Origin of the sequence: Actinoplanes sp. CA-030573 (genome assembly GCF_050951115.1) — a bacterium.
In the GTDB taxonomy this organism is placed as follows: Bacteria; Actinomycetota; Actinomycetes; order Mycobacteriales; family Micromonosporaceae; genus Actinoplanes.
This window is the reverse complement of the sequence record NZ_CP192038.1, coordinates 8,359,488-8,385,223: the sequence shown is the minus strand read 5'-3', so window position 1 is coordinate 8,385,223 and position 25,736 is coordinate 8,359,488. Positions and strand designations below refer to the sequence as shown.

Below are 25,736 nucleotides of genomic sequence, written 5' to 3'. Positions count from 1 at the left end.
ATGGACGATTCGCGGGCTCAGCGCCTTTTCGGAGACAGTCTGGTCGCTCCCGGTGACCTCGCCTCCAGCCCGTTCCGGGTCGATCGCGACCGGATCGTCAGCTCACCGTTCTTCGCGCGGCTGGCCGGCGTCACCCAGGTGATCAGCCCGGGTGGCGCCGGCCTCCTGGTGCACAACCGGATGACGCACAGCCTGAAGGTCGCGCAGGTGGCCCGGGCGATCGCCGAGCGGGTCACGGCCGGCGGCGGCAAGGCCGACCTCGCGGAGAAGCTGGGCGGCTGCGATCCGGACGTGGTGGAGGCGGCCGCGCTCGCGCACGATCTCGGGCACCCGCCGTTCGGCCACCTCGGCGAACGCGTGCTCGACCAGCTCGCCCGGCATCGTCTCGGTGTGCCGGACGGGTTCGAGGGCAACGCGCAGTCGTACCGGATCGTCACCAGCACGGAGATCCGCGGCCAGGCGACCATCGGCTTGAATCTGACCAACGCCGTACGCGCGGCGATCCTCAAATATCCGTGGACCCGCCATGGTGAGGCCCGTTTCATGGACCCGCCGCCGCGCGGAGCCACGCCCACGCCGGACGACGCCGAGGGCGGTTCCGCGAAGTTCGGCGCGTACCTGACCGAGGCCGACGACATGGTCGCCGCCCGGGTGCCGTTCGCCGGCCGGGTCGCGGACTGGCAGCAGACGGTCGAGGCGTCGGTCATGGACACGGCGGACGACATCGCGTACGCCATCCATGATCTTGAAGATGTCTATCGGGTCGGCGTGCTCCAGCAGGGCGCCGTCGCCACCGAGCTGATGGCGTGGCAGCGCTGGGGGCACGAGTCGGACCCGAACCGGGCCGGCGGCGCGATCGAGTCGTTGCGCCGGCAGCTGCACCGCAAGGACGGCTGGATGGCCGACGACGAGGCGTTCGCGGCCGCGGTCGAGCTGGTCCGCGCCGAGCTGGTCGACGGGCTGCTGGCCCGGCCGTTCGACGGCTCGCTCGAGGCGGAGGCGCAGGTGGCGGCCTTCTCGGCGACCTGGACCCGGCGGCTGGTGGAGTCGGCCGAGCTGATCGAGCAGCCGGCGGTCCGCTCCGGGCACGTCCAGCTGGCCACGATGCAGTGGCACGAGGTGCAGGTCCTCAAGTTCGTGCAGAACCGGTTCGTGCTGGCCCGGCCCGATCTCGCGCTGCACCAGCGCGGCCAGGCCCGGCTGCTGGCGTCGCTGGTCGAGGCGCTGCTGGCGTGGCTGACCGACCCCGACGAGTCCGAGCGCATCCCGCGGCGCCTGGGGGACCTGGTCGAGCTGGCCGACGCCGAGCTGCCGGACGGCACGCCCGACCGGCTCGCCCGGGCGCGGGGGCGGGCGGTCATCGACTTCGTGGCCGGGCTGACCGACAACCAGGCGGTCGGCTTGATGGAGGCCCTTTCCGGCCGGTCCCGCCAGCTGTGGACGGATGCGTTCGTGCTCTAGCTTTTCCGGGTGTGACAAACGGTGTGACACGCGGTGTGACAAGGGTTCGGCTGTGGGCGGTCGCCCTGGTGGCGGGGTCGCTCGCGGTGGCGTTCGGGATCCGCGCGTTCACCGGCACCTTCGTGGAGTCGAGCGGCGCCCTGGAACAGGTCAGCGGGACGGCGCTCTATGCGTCGGCGGTGTACGGCACGGCGAGGTTCCTGTGGCCGCGCGGGCCGGTCGGGGCGGTCGCGGCGATCGCGCTCGGGTTCTGCTGGGCGGTGGAGGTCTTCCAGCTGACGCCGGTGCCGGCCCGGTTGTCCGACCACAGCGTGGTGGCGCGGTTGGTGCTGGGGCGGGCGTTCGATCCGGCGGACCTCTTCTGGTACGTGCCGGGGGTGGCGATCGCGGCGGCGTTGGACCGGTGGTTCGATCCACGCGGGAATCGCCGTTGACTCCCGCGTGGGGTGACCCGGTCAGCGGGCCGCGTTGAAGGCGGCCGCGAAGAGGACGGCCAGGATCACGACGGCGCTGGTGAGGAACTGGACGGTGCGGGCCAGCGCGTCTCGGCGGGTGGGGCGGAGCGCTTGGCGGGCGCGGTACGTCATGCCGAACCCCCTGGAGATGCGTAGTGGTGCCGGTTGGGAAGCCAGTGTGCGGGCGCCGGGGAGGAAAATGCCAGGGGATAAGCCGCGTTATACCGATATAAACGGCTCAAGCGGACGCAAGGGTTGATGTCGGTAATTTGTCAGAAGGTCAGGCCAGCCAGGATTCGATCGAGTCCTTGATGTCGGCTACGTCGTCGCGACCGGCGTTCAGCAGGGTCTCGATCTCGGCCAGCAGGGCGCGCATCTCGGCGGTGGCCGAGGGGGAGATCTTCGCGCGCATGTCGAGAGCCACGAAGCGTACGGTCAAAGTGTCGTGATGGGTCGGGCCGAGCACCCGCCGATAGTCGTCCACCAGGCGTGCCATCCGCACCAGGGCCTCGTCCAGGGTGCCGGTCGCGGCCAGCCAGCCGCACAGCTCGACCTCGACCTCCAGCACCTCGGGATCGTCCGGGCCCAGCTTGCGGCGGAAGTCGGCGAGCAACGGGCGCAGCTCGGCCACGGCGCCGGACGGTGACTCGCCGCCGAGGATCTCGGCCAGCGCGATCCGGGTGTTGAGCGTGTCACGATGGTCGGGCCCGAGGATGCGCTGGTAGTCGGCGACGAGCTCGCGCAGCAGCGCCACGGCGCCGGCGCGGTCCCCGGCCTCGTCCAGCCAGGTCGCGAGCGCGTGCCGGGTGGCCAGCGTGTTCGGGTCGGTCTCGCCGAGCACGCGACGCCTCGTGGCAAGAAGATCCCGGAAGCCGGTCAGCGCCCGATCGACGTCACCGGATCGCCCGTACGCCCAATAGAGGTTGTTCTTGATCGTGAGGGTGTCGGGGTGCTCGGGGCCGAGTCGTTCGCTCGCGGTCGGGAGCAGGCGTTCCCAGTACGTCACCGCGGCCGCCAGCCGGCCCTGGTGCGGCAGGCTGTTCCCGGCCCGGAAGACCACCTGATGCAACCCGTCGCGCCACAGCTCGCCGCCCGAGTTCTGCAGCAATGCCTCGGCGTCGGCCCGTAGGAGATCGACGAGCGCGGCGTCCCGCTCGACCTCCGGCCACACCGCGAGCAACGCGTCCGCCGCGCCGCCCGGGTCGTTGCGCATCAACACTTCGAAGTCGCGCTGCCACGACTCCCGGTCCAGATCCGGGTGCGTCATAGCCGAATGTGATCACACGACCGCGCTCTGTGTCGATAGCTTTTGTCTAAGTTGGACGTCTCATTGCCGTGGGACACAGATCTTCACGGCACCGGGCTGGACCGCCGCCGTGAAGCGCTTGGTCTTCGTCCGGGCGCCGCCGTCCAGCTCGTACTCCATCTTGGTCTGGAGTTTGACGTCGATGTGCCGGGCCCGGGTGGTACGCACGAACGGCGACCGATCGGAGCGGCCGACCGCCATCGTGCCCAGCGCCCGCGCCCACTGCAGAGCGCCCTGCGCGGTGGCGACGCCGACGTCGAGCCAGCCGTCGTCGGGCTCGGCGTCGTCGAACGCCTTGATGCCGCCGGTGATCGTGCCGACGTTGCCGATCAGCACGCAGCTGGCCTCGTCGTCGAACCACTTGACGCCGTCCACGGTGATCCGGGCGGTCGCCGCCTCGCCGTTCACGTGGCGCAGGCCGGTCCATACGTACGCCAGCTTGCCCAGCCGGTCCTTCATCTTCCGGTCGGCGTCGTGGATCATCGCGCCGTCGAAGCCGACGCCGGCCATCACGCCGAAGTGCTCGCCGGCCAGCTTGCCGAGGTCGATGCGCCGACGTCTGCCGTTGAAGGCGATGTCGACCGCCTGCTCGAGGTCGTGCGGGATGCCCAGGTTGGTGGCCAGCAGGTTTCCGGTGCCGGCCGGGATGATCGCGACCGGCGTCTTGGAACCGGCGACGACGTCGAGCGTGCGCTGGACCATGCCGTCGCCGCCCCAGACGACCAGCAGATCGGGGTCGTTCTCGAGGGCGCTCCTGACCTTCTTCGGCGCCTTGCGGCTCTTGGGAACCTCGTGCCAGATCAGGTCGTCGACGCCCGCGCCGGTGATGCGCCGGCGCAGCTCATCCAGGCCGCCGTCGAGCGTCTTGCGCTGGTGGGCGACCACGGCGATCTTTCGGGGGGTGCGCATGTGCTGCGCACTACCCGATATCGGCTCGCGGTAATCAGTTCACGGTTTCGCGCATGCGCTGCTCGGCGGCCGCGCTGCGGATGACCATGAGGCGCAGCTCGAGCTCGTCGGAGACCATCGCGGCCAGGTGCTCGAGGGCCCGGAGCTGGCGCGGGGTGGCCTCGCGGGGGCGGTTGTCGATCACGTTGACGGTGCCGAGGCGGTAGCCGTCGTGGGTGCGGATCGGCGCGGCGGCGTAGAAGCGGAGGCCCAGCTCGCCGCGCACGAGGGGGTGCTCGAGCGTACGGGGGTCGACGGCCGCGTTGTTGATGACGTAGACGTCGTCCTGGGCGATCACCGAGGCGCAGAGGCCGGGCTCCTTGCCCACCTCGCGTACGCCGCTGAGGCCGTTGCACGCGGCCAGCCATACGCGGTCCTGCTCGACCAGGCTGACCGTCGCGATCGGAGTATCGAAGATGGCCGCCGCGACAAAGGCGATGCGGTCGTACGCGTCCTCGACCGGCTGATCCACGAGGCGGTACCGCCGGACGGCCTCGAGACGGGCCCGTTCCTCCGGGCCGACATTGTCGAGATATTCGTACGCGTTTGTCGAAACCGGGTTGCTGTTGGTCATCGCGGATCTCCCCCAGGCCTTTGCGAACCGCTCACGGACACGAGGAAGCCTAGAAACCGCCTTGGTGTCCCGCAACGCTCCCGATGGCCCATTTGGTGCCGGTCGCCGGGACCGAACATGAAAGTCGCACATGGTGTGTGGGTCTCAATCGAGGGCGCGCGGGGCGGCTTCGATCAGCTCGGCGCGCTCGGCCGGGGTCGGGCGGGCGCCGGTGGCCGCCATCAGGGCGAGGGTGCCGTTCTTGATGCCGGCGAACCGGCCACGATGATGGAGATGATCAGAGTCGCCGAGGTGTGGGGCGTGAGCAACCTGCGATGGAGACGAACGGGATGACGGTGTGGGTCGCGCTGCTGCGGGCGGTCAATCTCGGTGTGCGCAACAAGGTCCCGATGGCCGAGCTGCGCGAGCGGCTGGCCGAGGCCGGCCTGCCCGGGGCCCGCACACACCTGCAGAGCGGCAACGTGGTGGTCGATTCCGACCTCGAGGTGGCGCCCGTCATCCGGGCGGTCGTCCGCGAGAGCTTCGGCGTGGACGAGCCGGTCCTGGTCCGCAGTCGCGATCGCTTGGAGGAGATCCTCGACGCCAATCCGTTTCCCGCGGCCGCGAGGGAGCGCCCGACCCTGATGCGCGTGGTCTTCCTGGCCGAGCATCCGTCACCCGAGCGCGTCAAGCGGCTCGAGGAGCACGACGACGTCCGGGTCCGCGACCGGGAGGTCTACATCGACTATCGAACGGGGGTGCACGGCAATCCACTCAATGCGGCCATGGTCGCCCGACGGCTGGCTTTGCACGGCACCGAGCGCAACTGGACGACGCTGACGAAGCTGAGTGAACTGGCTAAGACCTTCTGACGGTTGCGCCCGCCGGTTCCGGGGCCCCGGGGCCGGGCAGCAGGTCGACGTCGGCGGCGTGCATCGGCTCGCCGCAGTGGCGGCAGCGCAGGTCGACGGTGGCGATCTCGCCGCAGGCGTGGTGGCGGTACAGCACCGGCGGCCCCGCCTCGCCCGCCTGCCACCGGTCGCCCCACGCGGCCATCACCATCAGCACGTCGACGAGGCCGCGGCCCTTCTCCGTCAGCACGTACTCGTAGCGGGGGCGGCGGTCGTAGGGGCGGCGGTCGAGGACACCCTGCTCGACCAGGACGGTCAGCCGCTCGGTCAGGACCTTGCGGGAGATGCCGAGGTCGGCCTGGATCTGGTCGAAGCGCCGCAGGCCCGCCCACACGTCGCGCAGGATCAGCGGCGTCCACGGCTCGCCGAAGACGTCGAGCGTGCGGGCGATCGAGCAGACCATCGCGCCGAAGTTGGTGCGTTGCATGAGAGGAGTCTAGCGGCTTGGGTTCCCTGAAGGAACTCTGACTGCTACGGGCGCGGAGTCACTTGAAGGAACTCTGATGGGAGAAGCGCGATGCTGGAGCCCGACGTACGCCGCATTCTCGACACCACCGTCGTCGCCCACCTGGCCAAGGTCTCGCCGGACGGCGCGCCGCATTCGGTGCCGCTGTGGGTGACCACGCGGGGCGACCAGATTCTGTTCCTGACCGGGCCGGAGTCGCGCAAGGCCCGCAACCTGCGGCGCGATCCCCGGGTGGCGTTATCGCTGACGCCGGCCGACAACCCGTTCCTGCCGGTGGTCATCCGGGGCCGCGTGGTCGAGTGGATCGAGGGCAACGCGGCCTGGGCGGTGGCCGACGAGATCGCGATGAAGTACATCGGACAGCCGTATTCGCGCGAGCAGGCACGGGTCATCGGGGTGATCGAGCCGAGCGCCAGACCGTCGGCGTCGGCTGACCGGGGGCCCGGCCTAGGGCCTGTCCCGTGGATCACGCGGGGCTGCGGCGAGGCCCAGGCGGCGCCTGACGGCGTCCGCGAAACGCCCGAATCCAACACCGGGATGCGGCCGCTTCGCGGCCGACGCCAGCCACCACCTGGACCGCGCCTCGCACTCGCGTGATCCGCGGGACAGACCCTAGTGGTTCTCGGTCTCCTCGGCCCAGACGCGCCAGTTCTCGATTACGCCGTAGAGCGGTGGGGTGAGCCAGCCGGGGGCCGAGCGGCGGAAGACGCCGGGGTCCATGCTTCCGGCGCCGGCGGGTAGGGCGCCGATCAGGTGGGGGGCCAGCTCGCTGAGGTTCGCCCAGTGGACCAGCTCGGGCTGCGGGGGCCAGGCGCCGATCACGACGCCGGCGGGGACGCCGCGGCGGCTCAGGGCCTCCAGTGTCAGGGCGGTGTGGTTGAGCGTGCCGAGGCCGGCCCGGGCCACGACGATGGTCTTGACGCCCAGCGTGATGGCCAGGTCGGCCACCGTCCACGGTTCGCCGGACGGGCGCACGCCCATCGGCACCAGCAGGCCGCCGGCGCCCTCGACCAGGACCAGGTCGTGCTTGTCGGCCTCGGCGCGGATGGCGTCGACGACCTCGTAGAGCTCCAGCGGGGGCAGCTCGGCCACGGTCGCGGCGGCCAGGGGCGCCATGGGCTCGGGGTACTCGGCCAGCACCCGGGTGGTCTCGGGGGCGGCCAGGCGGGTGATCACCTCGATGTCGGTGGGCGCGCCGGTCACCGTGCCGGTCTGGCCGGGTTTGATGACGGCGACCCGCAGGCCGGACGCCTGGGCGGCGGCGGCCACGGCGGCGGTGACGATGGTCTTGCCGACGTCGGTGTCGGTGCCGGTCACCAGGACGATGCCACGCCATTCGCCGGTGTCGGGACGCTGCGGCGCGGCCTGCGCGGCGGGGGCCTGGGCGGAGAGCTCGGCGGCGATCTCCTGGCCGAGTGCCTCGCCGGTGGGGAGGTCGTCGGCCGTGAGATCGGGGGCCGCGGCGGGGGCGGCGGGCACGAGATCGGGAGGCGCGGCGGGATCGGCGGGCGAGACGGGGGCGGGCGAGATGGGACCGGCGGGCGAGACGGGGGCGGGCGCGGGCGAGATGGGACCGGCGGGCGAGACGGGGGCGGGCGCGGGCGAGATGGGGGCGGCGGGCGCGGGAGAGATGGGGGCTTCGAGCGGGACGTCCTCGCCGGGTTCGGTGGGCGGCGCGGTGTCACTCCGGACGGGTGGGACAAATGCCGCGGGCGAGGAAGAGGCGGGCGCGGGGCTGGTGGAGATGCCGTCGCCGCCCAGGAAGTCGTCCTCGGGCAAGTCGGTGGGGGCGGTGAACGCGGCCATGGCCGGCTCGAGCGGGGGAGCCAGGGCGGCGGGCGGGGGACCGGGGAACGGTGGCAGGTCGAAGCCGGCGGGGCCGGCGGTGAAGACCACGTTGGCGGCGGGCAGGCGGCCGGCTACCTCGGGCGAGCTGGGCGATGGCTTGGTGCTCATGGTGCGCACTCCACGATGACGTCGAGGGCGTGGGCGAAGGCGTCGTCGGGGACGCCCGCGTTCAGGGTCAGGCGCAGGCGGGACGTGCCGTCGGGGGTGGACGGCGGGCGGAAGCAGCCGACGGCCACGCCGCGGTCGCGGCAGTCGGCGGCCCACGCCACGGCGGCCTCGGGGCCCGGAGCCAGCACCGACATGACGCCGGCGGCGGGAGTGGCCACCGGGAAGCCGGCGGCGGTCAGGCGGGCGACGGTGCGGGCGGCGCGGGCCGACAGCACGGCGCGGCGGTCGTCGGCGGCGACCGCGACCGACAGGGCGGCGCGGACGCCGGCCACGACCGCCGGCGGCAGGGCGGTGTCGTAGATGAACGTGCGGCCGGTGTCGATCAGGTGGCGGATGAACGGCGCGGGGGCGGCCACGACGCCGCCGGCGCCGCCCAGGGACTTGGAGAGGGTGGCGGTCACCACCACGTCGTCGCGGCCGGCCAGGCCGGCCGCGTAGACGCCGCCGGCGCCGGTCGGGCCGAGGATGCCGAGCGCGTGCGCGTCGTCGACCAGGAGCAGGGCGCCGCGGCGGGAGGTCACCTCGTGCAGCTCGGCCAGGGGCGCGAGGTCGCCGTCGACCGAGAACACCGACTCGGTCACGACCACCGCGGACTGGCCGGGGTGGGCATCGAGGATCGCGGCCACCCCGCCCGGATCGTTGTGCGGCGCTATCACCGTACGGGCGCCGGAGATCTTGCAGCCGTCGATCAGGGAAGCGTGGTTGTACGCGTCGGAGACGACCAGGTCGCAGACCGCGGCGAGCCCGCGCACCGCGGCCAGGTTGGCCAGGTAACCGGACGAGAACACCAGCGCCGCCGGGAAGCCGAGCCACGTGGCCAGGGCCGACTCGAGCTGCTCGTGGGCGTCGGTGGAGCCGCGCACCAGCCGCGAACCGGTCGCTCCCAGCCCGTACCGCCGCACGGAGGAAGCGGCCGCCTCGATCACCGCGGGGTGGGCGCTCAGGCCGAGGTAGTCGTTGCCGGCCAGGTCGACGACGACGTCGCCGGCCGCACGCGGGCGCAACTCACGGGTGAGACCGGCCTTGGCCCGGCTCCCGGCTAGGCGCTCCAGCGCTTCCAACCAGCCCGGCAACGAACCTCCAACGACGTGCGACCAAAGACAAGAGCGAGAAAGGGAACCTATCAACAGCCCTGTAGGGTACGGGCATGCAAGACCAGGTGCTGTCGACCGGCGTGGGCCTCGACGAGGCGGGAATTCTCGAAGTCCTCCGCACGCCCGACGAAGATCTCCCCGAGCTGCTCCAGCTGGCCCACGACGTCCGCATGAAGTGGTGCGGGCCGGAAGTCGAGGTCGAGGGCATCGTCTCGCTCAAGACCGGCGGGTGCCCGGAAGACTGCCATTTCTGCTCGCAGTCGGGCCTGTTCGCCTCGCCGGTGCGCTCGGTCTGGCTGGACATCCCCTCGCTGGTCGAGGCGGCCAGGCAGACCGCCGCGACCGGTGCGACCGAGTTCTGCATCGTGGCCGCCGTGCGCGGACCCGACCGGCGCCTGATGGACCAGATGCGGGAGGGCGTCAAGGCGATCAAGGAAGCGGTCGACATCCAGGTCGCGGCCAGCCTCGGCATGCTCACCCAGGAGCAGGTCGACGAGCTGGTCGAGATGGGCGTCCACCGCTACAACCACAATCTCGAGACCTGCCGCTCGTTCTTCCCCAACGTGGTGACCACCCATTCGTGGGAGGAGCGCTGGGGCACGCTGAAGATGGTGCGCGACTCGGGCATGGAGGTCTGCTGCGGCGGCATCCTCGGCCTCGGCGAGACGATCGAGCAGCGGGCCGAGTTCGCGGCGCAGCTGGCCGAGCTCGACCCGCACGAGGTCCCGATGAACTTCCTGAACCCGCGCCCGGGCACGCCGCTCGGCGATCAGCCGGTGGTGGAGGGGAAGGACGCCTTGCGCGCCATCGCCGCGTTCCGCTTGGCGATGCCCAAGACCATCCTCCGGTACGCCGGGGGCCGCGAGATCACGCTTGGTGATCTGGGTACGCGCGATGGCCTGCTCGGCGGCATCAACGCGGTGATCGTGGGGAACTACCTCACCACGCTGGGCCGTCCCGCCACCGAGGACCTGGCCCTGCTCGAAGACCTGAAGATGCCGGTCAAGGCCCTGTCGGCGACGCTCTGATGTACTGCGACCGATGCGGCTCACCGGCCGCCTCCGGAGACCACGCGGCGTGCGAGGCGGCCCGCGAGCTGGAGCCGCCCCGCTACTGCGCGCAGTGCCGCCGCCGGATGAAGGTGCAGGTCGTGCCGGCCGGCTGGACGGCGACGTGTGTGGAGCACGGCACGATCAGACCGGCTCCCCCACCTGCTCCTTCTTCTCCTGACCCGCGACCGGCAGCGTCACGCTGACCATCGCGCCGTCCCGCTCGGCCGGGCCGGCGCCGAGCCGCCGCAGCGTGCGCAGCATCGCCACGTTGTCGGCGGCGGTGTGCGCGACCAGCGCCGCGAAGCGGCCCTTCGCGGCCCACGCCATCAGGCGGCGGACCAGCGCGGTGCCGATGCCGCGGCGCTGCCACTCGTCGTCGATGAGCACCGCGATCTCGCCGAGGTCGCCCTCGGCCAGCAGGTTGGCCATCGCCACGACCCGGCCGTCGGCCGTCTCGGCCAGCAGCGTGCGACCGCCGGCCGGCTCGAGCAGCCGGCGCAGCCGTGACTCGGCCGGTGCGCCGCCGCCCAGGTAGCGGCTCCGCAGCGAGGCGGCCGAGACGCGCCGGTGCAGGGCCACGACGGCCTCGGCGTCGGCCGGCGTGGCGGTGCGCAGGGTCAGCTCGCGGCCGTCGGGCAGCAGCAGCGTGATGTTCTCCTGCCGGTGCCGCACCGCCGTGCCGGCCACCTCGGCCAGGGCACGGGCCCGCGCGTGCTCGGCCGGGGTGAACGCGGGACGGGCGCGCAGCACCTCGTACGAGCCACCGGCCGGGTCGGCCAGCGTCATCCGGGTGTCGTCGTCGCCCGGCGGGCTGGTCAGCGGCTCGGGCCGCCAGCGCACCTCGGCCTCGTCGAGCAGGGCCACCAGCGCCTCGCCCAGCGCGTCCGGTTCGTGCACCAGCCGGCCGGCCAGGGCCAGCGCGCGGGTCGGCTGGTCGGCGAGGCCCTCGGCCTCGGCCCGGGAGACGAACGCGTTGCGGCCGCGACCCTTGGCGATCGCCGTCACCAGATCGGACTCGCTCAGCGCGTCGGGCGCGTCGACGAGGAAGTCGTCCACCGCGCCGGCCTCGGTGGTGTGCACCTGGACGGCGAGGATGTTCACGGATTTCAACGCGAGGCTCGCGGTCAACACGGAAAGGTAGCCAGGCCGGTCGTCGACCGTCGCCCGGATCCGCCACAGCGCCATGACTCGGCACCCCTTTCAGTTCCTACCGAGCTCCATCCTCCACTCCAGGTGTTAACCGGACATTGCCTGAGCTGGGCTTTCCCCGCGATTCCCGTCACATGACGGCGGGCACACCGGCGGTGTCGAGGCGGTCGCCGAGGATCACCGCGGCCGCACGGACCAGCTGCGCGACCCGGTCGACCTCGGTCACGTGGAAGCCGGCCGCCGGCAGGTCGTCCTCGTCCTGCCGGGCGATCACCAGGACCAGGCCGGCCCGGCCGAACGGCGCGACCGCGTAGCGCGTGCCGTCGGCGGCGGTGAGCGGACGGGCCCGCAGCGGGGTGATCTCGGGCAGGGCCAGCGGGCCGGGCGCGCGCCATGACGCGTAGACCACAGTGGCGTCGCTGCCCTCGCCGGGCACAAGGCGGGGCGCGCCGCTGCGGGCCGCCCAGTCGGCCGGGACCACCGCGGCGGCGGCCCAGTCGGCGGCGAGCAGGCCGGGCACGGCGTCGACCAGGGTGGCGAGGCCGTCGGCCGGGTTGGCCGCGATCTGGGCCAGCAGTTCGGCGTCGTGACCGCCGGTGACCGGGGCGCCGATCGCCTTCCACACCCCGTCGACCTGCACGCCGGGGATGGCGGCGAGACCGGCGAGGAGCCGCTCGACGCGGGAGGCGCCCGGCCAGACCACGGTGAAGTCGTCGACGGCTCGGCCGCCGAGCCGCTCCAGCACGACGACCTGCACGATGTCCGCGCCGGCGACGCCCAGCGTGCGCGCCACCTGGCCGAGGGCACCGGGACGGTCCGGCAGAGTGACTCGAACGCGCAGCAACATGCGGCTCCTCCCGTCGGGGCGACGGCACGCGGAGGCCGTCTGGCTTGATGTCGTACACCCTCCCAAATCGGCGTTTCGCTCGGGTTGCGCCGCCGTGTCCCGCTGGTCAAGGCGGCCCAGTAGGGTCGGAGGGGTGATCTGCCAGGCCTGCCGGGAGCGCCGCCACGAGGAGTGCCGCGGCGGTACGTGGTGCGACTGCCAGCATCGGGCGCCGGAGCCGACGCCCCCGGTGACCGGGCCGCCGGGCCCGTGATCTGCCGGCCGTGGCCGGCCGGCGTGGACGAGCTGGTCGCCCTCTATCCCCGCAATCCGGAGCCGACGCTTCGGGTCAACTTCATCGCGAGCGCCGACGGCGCGGTCTCGGTCGACGGGCTCTCCGCGGGGCTGCAGGGCCCCGGAGACAAGCGGATCTTCGACTCGCTGCGGATGGTCTGCGACGCTTTGATCGTCGGGGCCGGGACGGTCAAGAAGGAGAATTACGACGCACTGCGGCTCACACCCTCGGCTCGCGCCTGGCGGATTAATAGCGATTTGCCGGAATTTCCGCTCATGGTGGTGGTGTCGCGCTCGCTCGACCTCGACCCCGGCCAGCTGGTCTTCAGCGACGCGCCGATCCGGCCGATCGTCCTCACCCACCGGGGCGCGCCGGCGGCACGGATCTCCGAAGTGGCCGACGTCATCGCGGTCGGTGACGGCGAGGTCGACCTGGCCGCCGGGATCGCCGCGCTGCACGAGCGGGGCGCGACCCAGTTGCTCAGCGAGGGCGGCCCGGCGCTGTTCGGCTCCATGATCGCCGCCGACCTGGTGACCGAGCTGTGTCTGACGGTCTCGCCGTTGCTGGTCGGCGGCGGCCCCGGCCGCATCGCGACAGGGACGCCGGCGCCGGCGCGGAAGATGGCGCTGCGGCACATCCTCTCCCTCGAGGACATGCTCTTCCTGCGATACGCCCGCCGGAGTGAAAGCGATTCGACTCCGGGGCGCGCCTCCACAACTTGAGCAAGATCTTGTGGATAAATCTGTGGATGGCCACCAGAAGTTGTGGACAACCCGTGCCAACCCCCGCCACCTGCCGGTTCTGTCGTACCCCTGGTGCACGATGATCGGCGTGTCTGACGAAACTTCCCCCGTCGGGCGGGTGCTCGGGACAGCTGATGCCACGCCGCTCCAGTTCTGGACGGCCGTGACTCCCGGCAGCTACCTGCAGCTCGACGACGTCGTGGTGACCAAGCGCGAGCTGCCCGACCGCGAGCCGGTGACGATCGCCGGCGTGGTCACCCAGGTGCGCGCCCGGCACGAGGGCGCCCAGTTCGACTCCGACGTCTTCGCCATCGCCGACGGCACGCTGCCGGCCCTGGTGCAGGAGGCGGCCGAGATCACCACGACCCGGGTCGACCCCGAGCTCTACGTGCCGCCGGCTCCGGGCGCGATCGTGCACCGGGCCGAGGGCGAGGCGCGCGACGCGGCGCTGCACTTCGACCGCATGGAGCGGCGCATCCCGATGGGCACCGGCCGCGACGGCGTCCCGGTCTTTCTCAACGCCGACTTCCTCGACGGCACCCGCGGCGCGCACGTCTCCATCTCCGGCATCTCCGGCGTGGCGACCAAGACCAGCTTCGCGACGTTCCTGCTCTACTCGGTGTTCCGCTCCGGCCAGCTGGGCGCCGACGGTGCCAACGCCCGAGCGCTGATCTTCAACGTCAAGGGCGAGGACCTGCTGTTCCTCGACCACGCGAACACCAAGCTCGACGAGGCGACCACGGCGGCGTACAAGCTGCTGGAGCTGCCGGCGACACCCTTCGCGGACGTACGCGTCTACGCACCACCCCGGGCCGGCGACTCCTCCGGCGCTCCGGACGTCAGCAGCCGCCTCACCGGGGTCGACGCCTTCTACTGGACCCTCGAGGAGTTCTGCGACAAGAAGCTCCTGCCGTACGTGTTCGCCGACGCCGACGACGAGCGCCAGCAGTACACGATGGTCGTCCACTCGGTGACCGCGCACCTCAACCGGTTCGCGGTCCCGGCCGAGGGCGGCATCAGCATCGACGGGCGGCGCATCTCGTCTTACGGCGACCTGGTCGACCACATCGTCGAGCAGCTGACCGACGACGAGACCCGGTCCACCTGGGCCGGCAGCGCGGTCAACATGGGCACGGTCAACGCGTTCGCCCGCCGGCTGATCGGCAGCAAGCGCGACCTGGCCCGGCTGATCCGCGGCGACCTCGCCTCGCGCCGGCCGCACCAGATCAAGACCGCCGAGTCGGCCCAGGTCACCGTCGTCGACCTGCACAACCTGCCGGACCGCGCGCAGCGTTTCGTGGTCGGCGTGACGCTCAAGACCGAGTTCGAGGAGAAGGAGAAGGCCGGCACCGGGCGCCCGCTGCTGTTCGTGGTGCTCGACGAGCTCAACAAGTACGCGCCGCGCGAGGGCAGCTCCCCGATCAAGGAGGTGCTGCTCGACATCGCCGAGCGCGGCCGCTCGCTGGGCGTGATCCTGATCGGCGCCCAGCAGACCGCGAGCGAGGTCGAGCGCCGCATCGTGACCAACTCGGCGATCCGGGTCGTGGGCCGGCTCGACCCGGCCGAGGCGGCGCGGCCGGAGTACGGGTTCCTCCCGCCGGCCATGCGGCAGCGGGCCCTGCTCGCCCGGCCGGGCACGATGTTCGTCAACCAGCCGGACATCCCGGTCCCGCTCTGCGTCGAGTTCCCGTTCCCGGCCTGGGCCACCCGCAAGTCGGAGTCCGGGCCCCCACCGGCCGGCTCGATGCGCTCGATCGTCCAGGGAATCGATCCGTTCGCCGTGGTCGGACAGGCCTCCGCCGCCGACGACGACATTCCGTTCTAGGGTTCTGCGATGCGCATCCTGCACACCTCCGACTGGCACGTCGGCAAGGTCCTCAAGGGCCGCACCCGGCACGAGGAACACATCCGGGTGCTGGCCCAGGTCGTCGAGATCGCCAAGACCGAGCGGCCCGACCTGGTGATCGTGGCCGGCGACCTCTACGACACCGCCGCCCCGACGGCCGAGTCGACCCGGGTCGTCACGCGGGCGCTCTCCGCTCTGCAACGCACCGGCGCGCAGGTCGTCGCGATCGGCGGTAACCACGACAACGGCGCTGCGCTGGATGCGTTGCGGCCGTGGGCCGAGGCGGCGGGCATCGTCTTGCGGGGATCGTTCCGGGAGAAATTGGACGATCTGCTCGTTGCCGGCACGACCGCCGGTGGCGAGCGTTGGCGATTGGTGGCGGTGCCCTTCCTGTCTCAGCGCTACGCCATTCGCGCTGCGGAAATGTACGACTTGTCGGGCGCGGAAGCGAACCAGACCTACGCGGACCACGTGGCCCGGCTGATCGAGAAGCTGAGCGAGCCGTTCGCCCGGCCCGGCGTGGTCAACCTGCTGACCGCCCACCTCACGATCGTGGGAGCGGCGGCCGGCGGCGGGGAGCGCGAGGCGCACACCATCATGGGGTACGCGGTGCCGGCCACCGTCTTCCCGAAGAACACCCACTACGTCGCGCTCGGCCATCTGCACCGGGCGCAGTCGGTCATCGCCCCCTGCCCGACGCGCTACTGCGGCAGCCCGTTGGCGGTCGACTTCGGCGAGGAGGAGAACGTCCCGTCGGTCGCGATCGTGGACGTGGCCACCGACAAGGCGGCCCGGGTGCGGGACGTGCCGGTCAGCGCGGCGCGCGCCCTGCGGACCGTGCGCGGCACGCTCGACCAGCTCACCAAGGTGAACCTCCCGGATGCCTGGCTCCGTGTCTTCGTGCGGGAGACGCCCCGGGTCGGCCTCCGCGAGGACGTGCAGGAGCTGTTGCCCAACGCGCTCGAGGTGCGGATCGACCCGGAGATGATGCCGAGCAAGGCGGGTGAGCGGATGGCGCAGCGGGCCGGCCGGTCGCCGCGCGAGCTCTTCGGCGACTACCTGGACAGTCGCGGTAACGCCGAGGACGGCGTCCGCGAGCTCTTCGACGAGCTGTACGACGAGGTGAGCAGCGCTTCATGAGGCCCATTCGGTTGGACATGTCGGGGTTCACGGTGTTCCGCGACGACACCACGGTGGACTTCACCGACACCGACTACTTCGCGCTGGTCGGGCCGACCGGCTCGGGCAAGTCGACGGTGCTCGACGCGATCACGTTCGCGCTCTACGGCACGGTCCCGCGCTGGGGCGGCGCCCGCGGCATCACCAACGCGCTCGCGCCCTCGGCCGCCGAGGCCAAGGTGCGGCTGGTCTTCGAGTCGGCCGGCGACCGATATGTCGCGACCCGGGTGGTGCGCCGCGACGGCCGGGGCAACGTCAAGACCGCCGGGGCCGGCCTGCAGCTGATGCCCAAGGGCTTCGACGTCACCAAGCTCGACACCGGCATGGACCTCGACGACCTCGGCGAGGTGCTGGCCGGCACCCCGGCCGAGATGGACGAGGCGGTGCTGCACGCGGTCGGGCTGCCCTACGAGCAGTTCACCAGCTGCGTGGTGCTGCCGCAGGGCCAGTTCGCCGACTTCCTGCACGCCAAGCCGGCCACCCGGCAGCAGATCCTGGTCAACCTGCTCGGCCTGCACGTCTACGAGCGGGTGCAGGCCCAGGCCACCGCCCGGTCGAACGCGGCCGAGGCCAAGCTCGGCGTGGTCGACCAGCAACTGGCCGGGCTGGCCGACGCGAACGACGAGGCGGTGGAGGCGGCCGAGCGGCACCTGACCCGCATGCGTGAGCTGACCGCGGCGGTCGAGGCGGCGGTCCCGGGCCTGCGCACGGCTCGCGAGGCCGAGGCCGAGGCCGCGGCGGCCCGCGATGCGCTGGATGCCGAGCTGCGGGCGCTGGCTTCCGTCCGTACGCCCGAGGGAAGCGCGGAGATCGCCGGCGCGACGGCGGCCGCCCGGGCGAGCGCCACCGAGGCCGCCGAGGAGGTGCGCACCGCCGAGGAGCGCGAGGAGAAGCTGCGCGGCGAGCTCGCCGCCGCCGGCGACGCCGGATCGCTGAAGCTGCTGCTCGACCGGCACGCCGAGCTCGATCGGCTGGTGGAGCAGGAGGAGTGGTTCGCCGGTGAGGTGCAGGTGGCCGAGGTCGAGTTCAAGGACGCGCAGGCCGCGGCCGAGCTCGCGCACGGCGCCCACCTCGGCGCCACCCAGCTGCTGGAGCAGGCCCGCCTCGACTACACCGAGGCCCAGCGGATCGACCGGGCCGCCGCCCTGCGTGCCCACCTGAGCCCCGGCGACCACTGCCCGGTCTGCGAGCAGACCGTCACCACCGTGCCCGAGATGCCGGCCGGCTCGGCCGTGCGCGAGGCCGAGGCAACCGGCAAGGCCGCCCGGGCCGCCGCCGAGGTCGCCGAGTCGGCGTGGAAACAGCGCGACGCGGTGGCCCGCAAGCTGGAGGGCAACCTCGAGCGCAAGCGCGCCCAGCACGAGCACCACGTCGCCCGGCTGGGCGAGGTGCGCGCGGTGGTGGCCGGCTCGCCCGGGGTGCCCGCGCTCGAGCGGCAGCTGGCCGAGCTCGATCGGCTGCAGCGCAACCTGGACCGGGCCGGCGTCGCGGTGCGCACCGCCCGCGAGGCCCAGCGCCGGGCTCAGCAGGCCGCCCATCAGGCCGAGGAGCGGGAGCGGGCGGCGTGGCGCACCTTCGACGGCGTACGCGACCGGGTGGCCCGGTTCGCCCCGCCGCCGGCCGAGCGCGACGACCTGGCCGCCGCCTGGGCGACGCTCGTCGACTGGGCCGAGGGCGAGCACCGCAGCCGGGCCGCGGCCCGCCAGGCGGCCGAGGTCGCCCTGACCGCCGCCCACGAGGCGACCGTCCACGCGCACGCGGCCGTGGCGGCGCTGTTCACCGCGGCCGGGCTGACCGCGCCGGCGCACAGCGAGGCCGACCTCATCCGCGCCGCAGCGGTCGCCGCGACCGCGGCCGAGGGCGACTGGCAGAAGGTCGTCGACCTCCGCGAGCGGGCCCGCGAGCTGAGCGAGCAGCGGATCACGTTGCAGCGCGAGGGCCGGGTGGCCAAGGCGCTGGCCGGGCACCTGCGGGCCAACAACTTCGAGCGGTGGCTGCTCGAGGAGGCGCTCGACCTGCTGGTCGACGGCGCGTCGCGGATCCTGCGGGAGCTGACCGGCGGGCAGTACGACCTGATCCACGACAAGGGCGAGTTCTACGTGATCGACCATCACGACGCCGGGCTGCGGCGCGCGGTGCGCACCTTGTCGGGCGGCGAGACGTTCCAGGCCTCGCTGGCGCTGGCTCTGGCCCTCTCCGAGCAGTTGGCCGGCATGTCGACCACGGCCGCGAGCCTCGAGTCCATCGTGCTCGACGAGGGCTTCGGCACGCTCGACGCCGCGACCCTCGACGTGGTGGCCGCGACGCTGGAGAACCTGGCCGCCCGCGGCGACCGCATGGTCGGCCTGGTGACCCACGTGAGCGCGCTGGCCGAGCGGGTGCCGGTGCGGTTCGAGGTGAGCAAGGACGCCCGGAGCGCCCGCGTCGAGAGGGTCGGCCTGTGACCCGGATGTATGTGGACGCCTGGGATCCGTCGTACGGCTCGTCGTTCGAGGGCGGCGGCGAGGATGGGCCGGCGTCGCCGTCGAGCGCGCAGGTCGACACCGACGTCGAGGTCCCGGCCGCCGAGTGGGCGCCGATCGACGTGCCGGCGTCGGCGCCGATGCCGGACGTGGTGTTCCTGGTGGACGGCGTGCGCCGCAACGACGCCGGACTGTGGACGGCCGAGGAGGACGGCACGTCGTACGCGGGACTGGCCGCCTCGTTCGCGGCCGGGGTGGTCCGCTGCGACCTCGCCCGCGGGTCGGCCGAGCTGGTCGACGCGCGGGTCGGGCGTGGACTGTTCACGGCCAGCCCGTCGGCCGGCGACCTGCAGGCCGGTTCGGTGCGCTACGAGGTGCACCGGGTCTCCGGCACCGGCGAGGCGAGCAAGCTGCCGGCGGCCGTCCAGCCGTCCCTGACCGCCCTCGAGATCGACATCTCCGGCACCGCCCGCGACGGCGGCGACGACCTGCTGGTGGTGGACGGTCCGCTGCGCAACCGGCGTCAGCTGCCGCGCACCATCGGGTACGTCAAGACGCAGCAGAAGCAGTACCTGCCGGCCGCACTGACCGCCGTCGTCACGGCGTTGCGCCCGGGGCAGCGCACCCCGGTCTTCCACCTCGGCACGGTGTGGGGCGGCTGGTCCTGGTACCTGCGGCTGCCCGGCGGCTCCGGCGCGCCGTGGTCGGGCATCGTCCGGGTGGAGTGCTCACCCGACCTCACCCCGGAACAGGCGATCGAGCTGGCCGAGTTGTCCGGCGCGACTTTGCCCCGTTTCGCGTCCTCGGCGTACAAGGACCCGCGCGCACCGCAAAATCTTGTGCCGATCGCCGGGCTCGAGCGCCGGCTGCGCGGGATGCTGGGCGACGCGCGCGTGCTGCACCGGGCGTTGACCCTGGCCACGGCGCGAAATCGGGCATAGCGGCCGCCCGCCGCCGAAAGGTCCGACCGGCTCCCGAGGGTCCTCCGATCGGGGTGACCGGCGCTGTGGGAGCGCTCCCAGATGCTGAGACCGGAACGCTCCGAGAGCGCTTGCCTACGCTCGGGTAATTTCGCACCGCCAGTGCGTCGCGCCTGCTCAGAACGGCGTTTTCTGGGACGCCTGTGGCTGAGTATTATTCGGCTGCCCTGGTAGGTATATCGGTGTTGATGGATGTATTTGATCGTCCCCGATGTGCCCCGTGACGCCCCCACACGACACCGGAGGACAGTTGATCACCCGCGTCCCGGAAATTTTCGCGCCACCGTTGATCCCGGCGGCCGTCCCCAGCCGTATCTCAGGCGACGGGGAAAGCGCCGGGCGGAGGTATCAATGCATGCGGTGGTCGCGGAACGACGCGCGCCGGACAGGGAGCGCCTGATGACACAGCAGCGTTCCGGTGGTCATTGGCAGTCCCTCGACGGAGGCCGCGGCGTGCACGACAGCAGTTCGGTCATCCCGCGACAGGCACCCCGGCACGGCGCGACCGAGCCGAGCCACGAGGACACCCTCGTCAAGATGCTCTACGAGGAGCACGCGGGCCCGCTGCTGATGTTCGTGCTGCGCCTGACCGGTGGTGACCGGCAGCGCGCCGAGGACATCGTGCAGGAGACCCTGCTGCGGGCCTGGCGCAACGCGCACCGGCTCGGCGCCCAGGGCCAGCAGTCGCTGCGGCCGTGGCTGGTCACCGTCGCCCGCCGCATCGCGATCGACGACCACCGCAGCGCCAGCGCCCGCCCGGCCGAGACCTACGACCGTGAGCTGGAGAGCTTCCCCAGCACCGCCGACGACACCGACCGCGTGCTGCAGTCGATGACCGTCTCCGACGCGTTGCGCGAGCTGTCCCAGTCGCACCGTGAGATTCTGATCGAGACTTATTTCCGGGGCCGGACGGTGCCGGAGGCGGCGGAGAAGCTCAACCTTCCGTTGGGTACCGCCAAGTCACGCGTGTATTACGCTCTGCGTGCGCTTCGGACGGCGCTGCAGCAGCGGGGGGTGACCGAGTAATGACGCAGGAAGAGCACTACGACGTCGCGTCGTACGCGCTGGGCGTGCTGGACGACCACGATGCCGCGCGCTTCGAGGACCATCTCATCGAGTGCCCGCGATGCGCGTACGAGCTGGAGTCGTTCGTGCAGGTCGCCGACCTGCTGGCCGATGTCGACGCGAGTGCCGTGGTCGCCGCTGAGGAGGTCAAGCAGGACGGCATCGTGCTGCACAAGATGCTCGGCGAGGTCCGCCACGAGCGCCGCCGGGCCAACAGCCGCCGGCTCTACTCGCTGGCCGCCGCCGTGGTCATCTTCGCGATGCTGTCGATCGGCGCGCTGTTCGCCGGCGGCAAGTGGTTCGCGCCCGATCAGAAGGCGACGACCCCCACCGCGCAGCGCGGCAGCAGCCAGCTCGACCCGCTGCCGAACACGGACGACGGCGGCTTCGGCGGTCCCGACCTGACCGGCCAGCGCTACAGCGGCAGCGACCCGCGCACCGGCGTGCACCTCGACGTGGCGATGGAGAAGAAGGACTGGGGCACCCAGATCTCGTTCGCCATCTCCAACATCAAGGGGCCGAAGGAGTGCCGGCTGCTGGCCGTGCACACCGACGGCACGACCGAGCCGCTCGTCTCGTGGAACGTGGGCGAGCAGGGCTGGGGCACTGCGGCCAAGCCGGAGCCGCTGATGCTGCAGGCGATCACCGCGACCCCGCGTGAGGACATCGCGCACATCCAGGTGCAGGAGGTCGCGGCGAACGGGGCCGGGGACACTCTGGTACGCGTACCGTAAAGACCTCGAAGTCAGCAGGGCCCGGCCGGGACGGCCGGGCCCTTTTGTGTTCGGCCGACCACGCCCTGTCCTTGAAACAAAATTAAGGGAATTGATTGGGCCGATTGTTCAACCGACCCGACTTCGCCCTCGTACTACAGCCCGGAAACGCCAGATGCACTGAATCACTGGAGGGCTCGTGGTACCGCAGAAGCGAAAGTTGACGGTTGTGGGCGCCGGCATCGCAGCCGCGTTCGCGCTTGCTGCCTGTGCCCCGTCCGGATACAACGCCGCCGACTACGGAAACGCCGCCGAGCCGGCCTCGAACGACGTCGCCGCCTCGCCGGGCGCGACGGCGGACCCGGCGGCCACGAGCGACCCGGTTGCCCAGGCCGACCCGGACGCCACCGCCCCTCCCGGTTCGGAAGAGGGCACGGAGCTCACCGACTCCCAGGTCACCAACAAGCTGACCGGCACCGCGGTCAAGCGCATGGGCGAGGTCGTCGAGAACGAGGACGGCTTCGTCCTCTACCGCTTCGACGGCGACTCCAACGACCCGGCCAAGTCGAACTGCAGCGGTGACTGCGCCGCGATCTGGAAGCCGGCGCTGACCAACGACGGCAAGCCGACCCTCAAGGGCGTCTCGGCCAGCGTCGTCGGCACCGTCACCCGGGCCGACGGCACCAAGCAGCTGACCCTCAAGGGCTGGCCGCTCTACTCGTACATCGGCGACAAGCAGCCCGGGCAGTGGAAGGGCCAGAACGTCTCCGGCAAGTGGTTCGTGATCAAGCCGGACGGCGCCAAGAACCTGACCTGCCTGCCGGCCATCTCCAAGCCGGTCGCGCCGCCCGCTTCCGAGGGCTCCGAATCCGATTCCGCCGATACCGGCAGTTCAAGTGGCGATTACAGCTACTGACTTAAGAACCCGTTAAGAAACTGCTGACCCCGGAGGTTGAAAGAATGGTTGCCGCCCGCTCCTCTCGCCGGCTGTCGCGCTGGCTTGTGGGCATTTCGGCAATGGTCCTCACGGTCCTGCTGGCGCCCGTCTCACCGGCCCGCGCCGACACCGGCATCCCGGTTCCGGCGACGTCCTTCAACGCCAAGGGCGCCGGTTCGGTGAGCGCCGCCGACCGTGACTTCGTGGTCAAGGTCCGGCTCGCCGGCCTGTGGGAGATCCCGGCCGGGAACATGGCCCAGGAGAAGTCGGACGACCCGCGGATCGTCACCATCGGCAAGTCGATCTCGGCCCAGCACGTCCTGCTGGACAAGCTGGACCGCGAGGTCGCCAAGAAGCTCGACATCGAGCTGCCCAACCAGCCGAACAAAGACCAGCAGTTCTGGCTCAGCGAGATGCGGAACGCGAACTCGACGACGTTCGACCAGATCTACGTAGACCGGCTCCGCGCGGCGCACGGCAAGATCTTCCCGGCCATCGCGACCATCAGGGCGAGCACCCGCAACGACTCGGTCCGCCAGCTGGCGCAGCAGGCCAACCAGTTCGTCATGACGCACATGACGCTGCTGGAGTCGAGCGGGATCGTCGACTACGGCGCGCTGCCCACGGCGGCCGCCCCCACGACTCCCGGCTCGGGCCCGGTGCCCGTCGACGGGCAGATGATCGCCGCCGCGCACAGCAGCACCGGTGGCATCCCGGGCGTCAACACCACGGTGATCCTCCTAGTCCTCGCCGCCGCACTCGTGGCCGGCGTCATCACGACCATGCGCATCTTCCGGACGAGGTAGTCCCCGAAACCCCGTCCAGGTCGACGAGACAGAGAAAGGTGTCCCCCCATGCGAAGGTCCAAGTACCGGCGCGCATCAAGCAGGAGTTCAGGCTGGTTCAGCGGCCGACGCCGGATCATCGCGGTCGCCGCCACCCTGGTGGCGTTCGGCGGCATCGTGACCGTCACGCAGGTCTCGAACGCGTCGACCAACCGGACGCAGAAGAAGGCCCTGTCGGCGTGTGACCGCGTTGCGACGCCGCCGCCGGCCAAGCTGTCCACGAAGACCCGCAAGGGCACCTGGACGCAGGACAACGGCACCGTCACGCAGCACGCGGACGACGGCGCCGGCGACGTGGCGACGACCGCCGAGCTGCGGGCCCGCTGCCGTCGCTGGGTGATGAACAACGTCGGCAACAACAGTGGTGGCGGGGAAGCCACCAGTGCGCCGGCCACCGCCGCGACCTCGGCCGCGGCCGAGCCGAACGCCGGCGACCCGTCGGCCGACCCGAGCGCCTCCGGCGACACCGGCAACAACGGTGCCGGCGACAACAACGGTGGCGGCGCGAACAACGGTGGCGGCGACAACAACGGTGGCGGCGCGAACAACGGTGGCGGCGACAACAACGGTGGCGGCGCGAACAACGGCGGTGGCGACAACAACGGCGGCGCCAACAACGGCGGTGGCGACAACAACGGTGGCCAGCAGACCACCGCGCCCGCGCCCGACCCGTCGGCCACCAACGGTGGCACCACGCCGCCGCCCGGCGCCGGCCTCGGCGTCCTGACCAACAACTGCTCGACGAGCAAGCTGGAGCTGCACGACGGCTTCCAGAAGGGCGACCGCTGCGTCACCACCGAGTTCGGTGAGGTCTCCAGCGCCGCCAACAACTCGTCGCTGCTGATCACGCAGGCGCCGCGCTCGGTCGCCGTGAACACCCCGTTCACCCTGACCGTCAGCACCCGCAACCTGATCCGCGACCGCTTCCTGGCGGCCGGCAAGGGCGGGTACTACGTGGAGAGCTCGGTCCTGCAGGACGGCATCGTCCGCGGTCACTTCCACACCGCGTGCCGCATGCTGCCGAACCTCAACGAGGCGCCCGACCCGTCGCCGGTTCCCGCGTTCTTCGTGGCCACCGAGGACGCCAAGGGCGGCAAGGCCCCCGACTCGGTCGTCATCAACGTGCCCGGCATGCCGACCACCGGTGTCGCGCAGTGTGCCTCCTGGGCCGGTGACGGCTCGCACCGCATTCCGATGATGGAGCGGGCCAACGAGACGCCGGCGTTCGACGCCGTGAAGATCCAGGTCCGGGCCGGTCGCGGAAACTAACCGAATCTAGGAGCGTTGCCGCAAAAGCCGGAGCCGAACCCGGCGGGGCAGGGTCGCCGACACGACCCCGCCCCGTCCGGGACCCCCCGTCGGCACCGGTGGTCGCCCTTCCCCCTGACGGACGACGCCAGCGGCCGGCTCCACCGGCGACCAGGATCACTCGGGTGTCCGGTCGCCCCACCGATGGCCCTGACCGGGAGCGCGGTCAGGGCCATCGGCCTGTCGCTACAGTTGGCCGCGTGAACCGCCGCCTGAGCCCGCCCGAGCGCTACCTCTTCGGCGGCTCGCTGTCGGCCCTGGTCGTGCCTCGCTTCGATCCCTGCGTACGGCTGACCGCCGGCGAGCTGTGGATGGCGGCGCGCACCCCGGCCGGCCCCGGCACCCTTCACCTGACCCGGGTCGCCGGCGAGCTGGAGGCCGAGGCGTTCGGTCCCGGCGCCGAGTGGCTGCTCGACCGCGCCGACGCGATCGCCGGCCTGCGCGACGACCTGAGCGGCTTCCCGGCCCTGGCCAAGGCCCATCCGCTCGTCCACCGGCTGGCGCACACGTTCGCCGGCCACCGGATGCCGGCCACCGGGCTGATCTTCCATCGCGTGCTGCGGGCCATCCTCGAGCAGAAGGTCACCGGCATGGAGGCCTTCCGCGCGTACCGCCAGATCTGCCGCAAGTTCGGCGAGCCGGCGCCGGGCCCCGCCGATCTGCTGCTCCCACCCGATCCCGCCGCGATCGCGGCGACGCCCTACTGGGTCTTTCACCCGTTCGGGGTGGAGCAGCGCCGCACTCAGACCCTGCTGCGCGCCGCGACCGAGGCCGGCCGCCTCGAGCGCAGCGCCGACGCGGCGGAGGCCACCCGCCGCCTGACCGCCCTGCCCGGCATCGGGCCGTGGACGGCGGCGGAGGTGACCCGGGTGGCGTTCGGCGACGCCGATGCGGTCAGCGTGGGCGACTACCACGTGCCGAACACGGTGGCCTGGGCCCTGGCCGGCGAGGCCCGCGGCACCGACGAGCGCATGCTCGAGCTGCTGGAGCCGTTCCGGGGGCACCGGGGCCGGGTCTGCGACCTGCTCGCCCACGGCGGGATCGGAGCGCCCCGGTTCGGGCCGCGTATGCCGATTCGGTCCTTCGCGAGGTTCTGATGGGCGTATCGGTGCCAGTCTGGGTACGT

Annotated in this window: 25 protein-coding genes and 1 pseudogene; 17 read left to right on the top strand and 9 right to left on the bottom strand. The window is 71.9% G+C overall.

Going from position 1 to position 25,736, the window contains the following annotated elements; translation table 11 throughout:
• Window positions 1-1,461 carry a deoxyguanosinetriphosphate triphosphohydrolase family protein gene (locus ACQP2F_RS38630; protein WP_433296527.1) on the top strand — a complete coding sequence of 487 codons (1,461 nt, stop codon included), beginning with the start codon at window positions 1-3 and terminating at the stop codon, window positions 1,459-1,461.
• Window positions 1,462-1,496: 35 nt separating this feature from the next.
• Window positions 1,497-1,895 carry a DUF2809 domain-containing protein gene (locus ACQP2F_RS38625; RefSeq protein WP_433296525.1) on the top strand — a complete coding sequence of 133 codons (399 nt, stop codon included), beginning with the start codon at window positions 1,497-1,499 and terminating at the stop codon, window positions 1,893-1,895.
• Window positions 1,896-1,916: 21 nt separating this feature from the next.
• Here ACQP2F_RS38625 and ACQP2F_RS38620 read toward each other — a convergent pair whose 3' ends face one another.
• The 4 genes from ACQP2F_RS38620 to ACQP2F_RS38605 form a co-directional block, all read right to left on the bottom strand.
• The gene (locus ACQP2F_RS38620) at window positions 1,917-2,048 is read right to left on the bottom strand and encodes a hypothetical protein (RefSeq protein WP_433296523.1); all 132 of its coding nucleotides are present in this window, start codon (window positions 2,046-2,048) and stop codon (window positions 1,917-1,919) included.
• A 148-nt stretch (window positions 2,049-2,196) separates the two neighbouring features.
• Window positions 2,197-3,183 carry a tetratricopeptide repeat protein gene (locus ACQP2F_RS38615; protein WP_433296520.1) on the bottom strand — a complete coding sequence of 329 codons (987 nt, stop codon included), beginning with the start codon at window positions 3,181-3,183 and terminating at the stop codon, window positions 2,197-2,199.
• 60 nt (window positions 3,184-3,243) lie between these two features.
• Window positions 3,244-4,131, bottom strand: a complete 888-nt coding sequence (locus tag ACQP2F_RS38610; protein ID WP_433296518.1) for a diacylglycerol/lipid kinase family protein — start codon at window positions 4,129-4,131, stop codon at window positions 3,244-3,246.
• Window positions 4,132-4,165: 34 nt separating this feature from the next.
• Window positions 4,166-4,744 (bottom strand): GAF domain-containing protein, encoded by a 579-nt coding sequence (locus tag ACQP2F_RS38605; protein ID WP_433296516.1) that lies wholly within the window; start codon window positions 4,742-4,744, stop codon window positions 4,166-4,168.
• Between the two features lie 314 nt (window positions 4,745-5,058).
• Here ACQP2F_RS38605 and ACQP2F_RS38600 point away from each other — a divergent pair, with 314 nt between their 5' ends.
• Window positions 5,059-5,595 carry a DUF1697 domain-containing protein gene (locus ACQP2F_RS38600; protein WP_433296514.1) on the top strand — a complete coding sequence of 179 codons (537 nt, stop codon included), beginning with the start codon at window positions 5,059-5,061 and terminating at the stop codon, window positions 5,593-5,595.
• On the opposite strand, the gene ACQP2F_RS38595 is transcribed toward ACQP2F_RS38600, so the two are convergent.
• A complete protein-coding gene (locus ACQP2F_RS38595; RefSeq protein WP_433296512.1) occupies window positions 5,582-6,061 on the bottom strand; it encodes a winged helix-turn-helix transcriptional regulator in 480 nt (159 codons plus the stop codon). The genes ACQP2F_RS38600 and ACQP2F_RS38595 overlap by 14 nt on opposite strands.
• A gap of 90 nt (window positions 6,062-6,151) precedes the next feature.
• Here ACQP2F_RS38595 and ACQP2F_RS38590 point away from each other — a divergent pair, with 90 nt between their 5' ends.
• Window positions 6,152-6,697 carry a pyridoxamine 5'-phosphate oxidase family protein gene (locus ACQP2F_RS38590; protein WP_433296510.1) on the top strand — a complete coding sequence of 182 codons (546 nt, stop codon included), beginning with the start codon at window positions 6,152-6,154 and terminating at the stop codon, window positions 6,695-6,697.
• A 15-nt stretch (window positions 6,698-6,712) separates the two neighbouring features.
• Here ACQP2F_RS38590 and bioD read toward each other — a convergent pair whose 3' ends face one another.
• Together bioD and ACQP2F_RS38580 are read right to left on the bottom strand one after the other, a co-directional pair.
• Window positions 6,713-7,426 (bottom strand): dethiobiotin synthase, encoded by a 714-nt coding sequence (gene bioD / locus ACQP2F_RS38585; RefSeq protein ID WP_433307756.1) that lies wholly within the window; start codon window positions 7,424-7,426, stop codon window positions 6,713-6,715.
• 626 nt (window positions 7,427-8,052) lie between these two features.
• Window positions 8,053-9,189: an 8-amino-7-oxononanoate synthase gene (locus ACQP2F_RS38580; RefSeq protein ID WP_433296507.1), complete on the bottom strand. Its 1,137-nt coding sequence runs from the start codon at window positions 9,187-9,189 to the stop codon at window positions 8,053-8,055.
• A 74-nt stretch (window positions 9,190-9,263) separates the two neighbouring features.
• Here ACQP2F_RS38580 and bioB point away from each other — a divergent pair, with 74 nt between their 5' ends.
• Both bioB and ACQP2F_RS38570 read left to right on the top strand, forming a co-directional pair.
• Window positions 9,264-10,238 carry a biotin synthase BioB gene (gene bioB, locus ACQP2F_RS38575; RefSeq protein ID WP_433296505.1) on the top strand — a complete coding sequence of 325 codons (975 nt, stop codon included), beginning with the start codon at window positions 9,264-9,266 and terminating at the stop codon, window positions 10,236-10,238.
• Window positions 10,178-10,465 (top strand): annotated as a pseudogene (locus tag ACQP2F_RS38570) (hypothetical protein); the annotation flags it as partial. The gene bioB and the pseudogene ACQP2F_RS38570, both read left to right, overlap by 61 nt.
• Here ACQP2F_RS38570 and ACQP2F_RS38565 read toward each other — a convergent pair.
• A complete protein-coding gene (locus ACQP2F_RS38565) occupies window positions 10,404-11,447 on the bottom strand; it encodes a GNAT family N-acetyltransferase (RefSeq protein WP_433296503.1) in 1,044 nt (347 codons plus the stop codon). The pseudogene ACQP2F_RS38570 and the gene ACQP2F_RS38565 sit on opposite strands and share 62 nt — an antisense overlap.
• 94 nt (window positions 11,448-11,541) lie before the next feature.
• Window positions 11,542-12,258, bottom strand: coding sequence for an amino acid-binding protein (locus ACQP2F_RS38560; protein WP_433296501.1), 717 nt, complete (start codon window positions 12,256-12,258; stop codon window positions 11,542-11,544).
• A gap of 249 nt (window positions 12,259-12,507) precedes the next feature.
• Between ACQP2F_RS38560 and ACQP2F_RS38555 the strand changes: the two genes are divergently transcribed.
• From ACQP2F_RS38555 to ACQP2F_RS38505, 11 genes are all read left to right on the top strand, one after another.
• Window positions 12,508-13,254, top strand: a complete 747-nt coding sequence (locus ACQP2F_RS38555; RefSeq protein WP_433307754.1) for a pyrimidine reductase family protein — start codon at window positions 12,508-12,510, stop codon at window positions 13,252-13,254.
• A gap of 100 nt (window positions 13,255-13,354) precedes the next feature.
• Window positions 13,355-15,100, top strand: coding sequence for an ATP-binding protein (locus tag ACQP2F_RS38550; RefSeq protein WP_433296499.1), 1,746 nt, complete (start codon window positions 13,355-13,357; stop codon window positions 15,098-15,100).
• A 9-nt stretch (window positions 15,101-15,109) separates the two neighbouring features.
• Window positions 15,110-16,261: an exonuclease SbcCD subunit D gene (locus ACQP2F_RS38545; protein ID WP_433296497.1), complete on the top strand. Its 1,152-nt coding sequence runs from the start codon at window positions 15,110-15,112 to the stop codon at window positions 16,259-16,261.
• A complete protein-coding gene (locus tag ACQP2F_RS38540) occupies window positions 16,258-18,744 on the top strand; it encodes an AAA family ATPase (protein ID WP_433296494.1) in 2,487 nt (828 codons plus the stop codon). Before ACQP2F_RS38545 ends, ACQP2F_RS38540 begins: the two co-directional genes overlap by 4 nt.
• On the top strand, window positions 18,741-19,703 hold the full coding sequence (locus ACQP2F_RS38535) for a hypothetical protein (RefSeq protein WP_433296492.1): 963 nt from the start codon (window positions 18,741-18,743) through the stop codon (window positions 19,701-19,703). Before ACQP2F_RS38540 ends, ACQP2F_RS38535 begins: the two co-directional genes overlap by 4 nt.
• 390 nt (window positions 19,704-20,093) lie before the next feature.
• Window positions 20,094-20,768, top strand: a complete 675-nt coding sequence (locus ACQP2F_RS38530; protein WP_433296490.1) for a sigma-70 family RNA polymerase sigma factor — start codon at window positions 20,094-20,096, stop codon at window positions 20,766-20,768.
• Window positions 20,768-21,541, top strand: a complete 774-nt coding sequence (locus tag ACQP2F_RS38525; protein ID WP_433296488.1) for a zf-HC2 domain-containing protein — start codon at window positions 20,768-20,770, stop codon at window positions 21,539-21,541. Before ACQP2F_RS38530 ends, ACQP2F_RS38525 begins: the two co-directional genes overlap by 1 nt.
• 208 nt (window positions 21,542-21,749) lie before the next feature.
• Window positions 21,750-22,436 carry a COG4315 family predicted lipoprotein gene (locus ACQP2F_RS38520; protein WP_433307752.1) on the top strand — a complete coding sequence of 229 codons (687 nt, stop codon included), beginning with the start codon at window positions 21,750-21,752 and terminating at the stop codon, window positions 22,434-22,436.
• A gap of 101 nt (window positions 22,437-22,537) precedes the next feature.
• Window positions 22,538-23,263 (top strand): DUF4142 domain-containing protein, encoded by a 726-nt coding sequence (locus ACQP2F_RS38515; RefSeq protein ID WP_433296486.1) that lies wholly within the window; start codon window positions 22,538-22,540, stop codon window positions 23,261-23,263.
• A gap of 48 nt (window positions 23,264-23,311) precedes the next feature.
• Window positions 23,312-24,571 (top strand): Pecanex-like protein 1, encoded by a 1,260-nt coding sequence (locus ACQP2F_RS38510; RefSeq protein WP_433296483.1) that lies wholly within the window; start codon window positions 23,312-23,314, stop codon window positions 24,569-24,571.
• Window positions 24,572-24,810: 239 nt separating this feature from the next.
• Window positions 24,811-25,707, top strand: coding sequence for a DNA-3-methyladenine glycosylase family protein (locus ACQP2F_RS38505; protein ID WP_433296480.1), 897 nt, complete (start codon window positions 24,811-24,813; stop codon window positions 25,705-25,707).
• The last annotated feature ends 29 nt before the right edge of the window (window positions 25,708-25,736 follow it).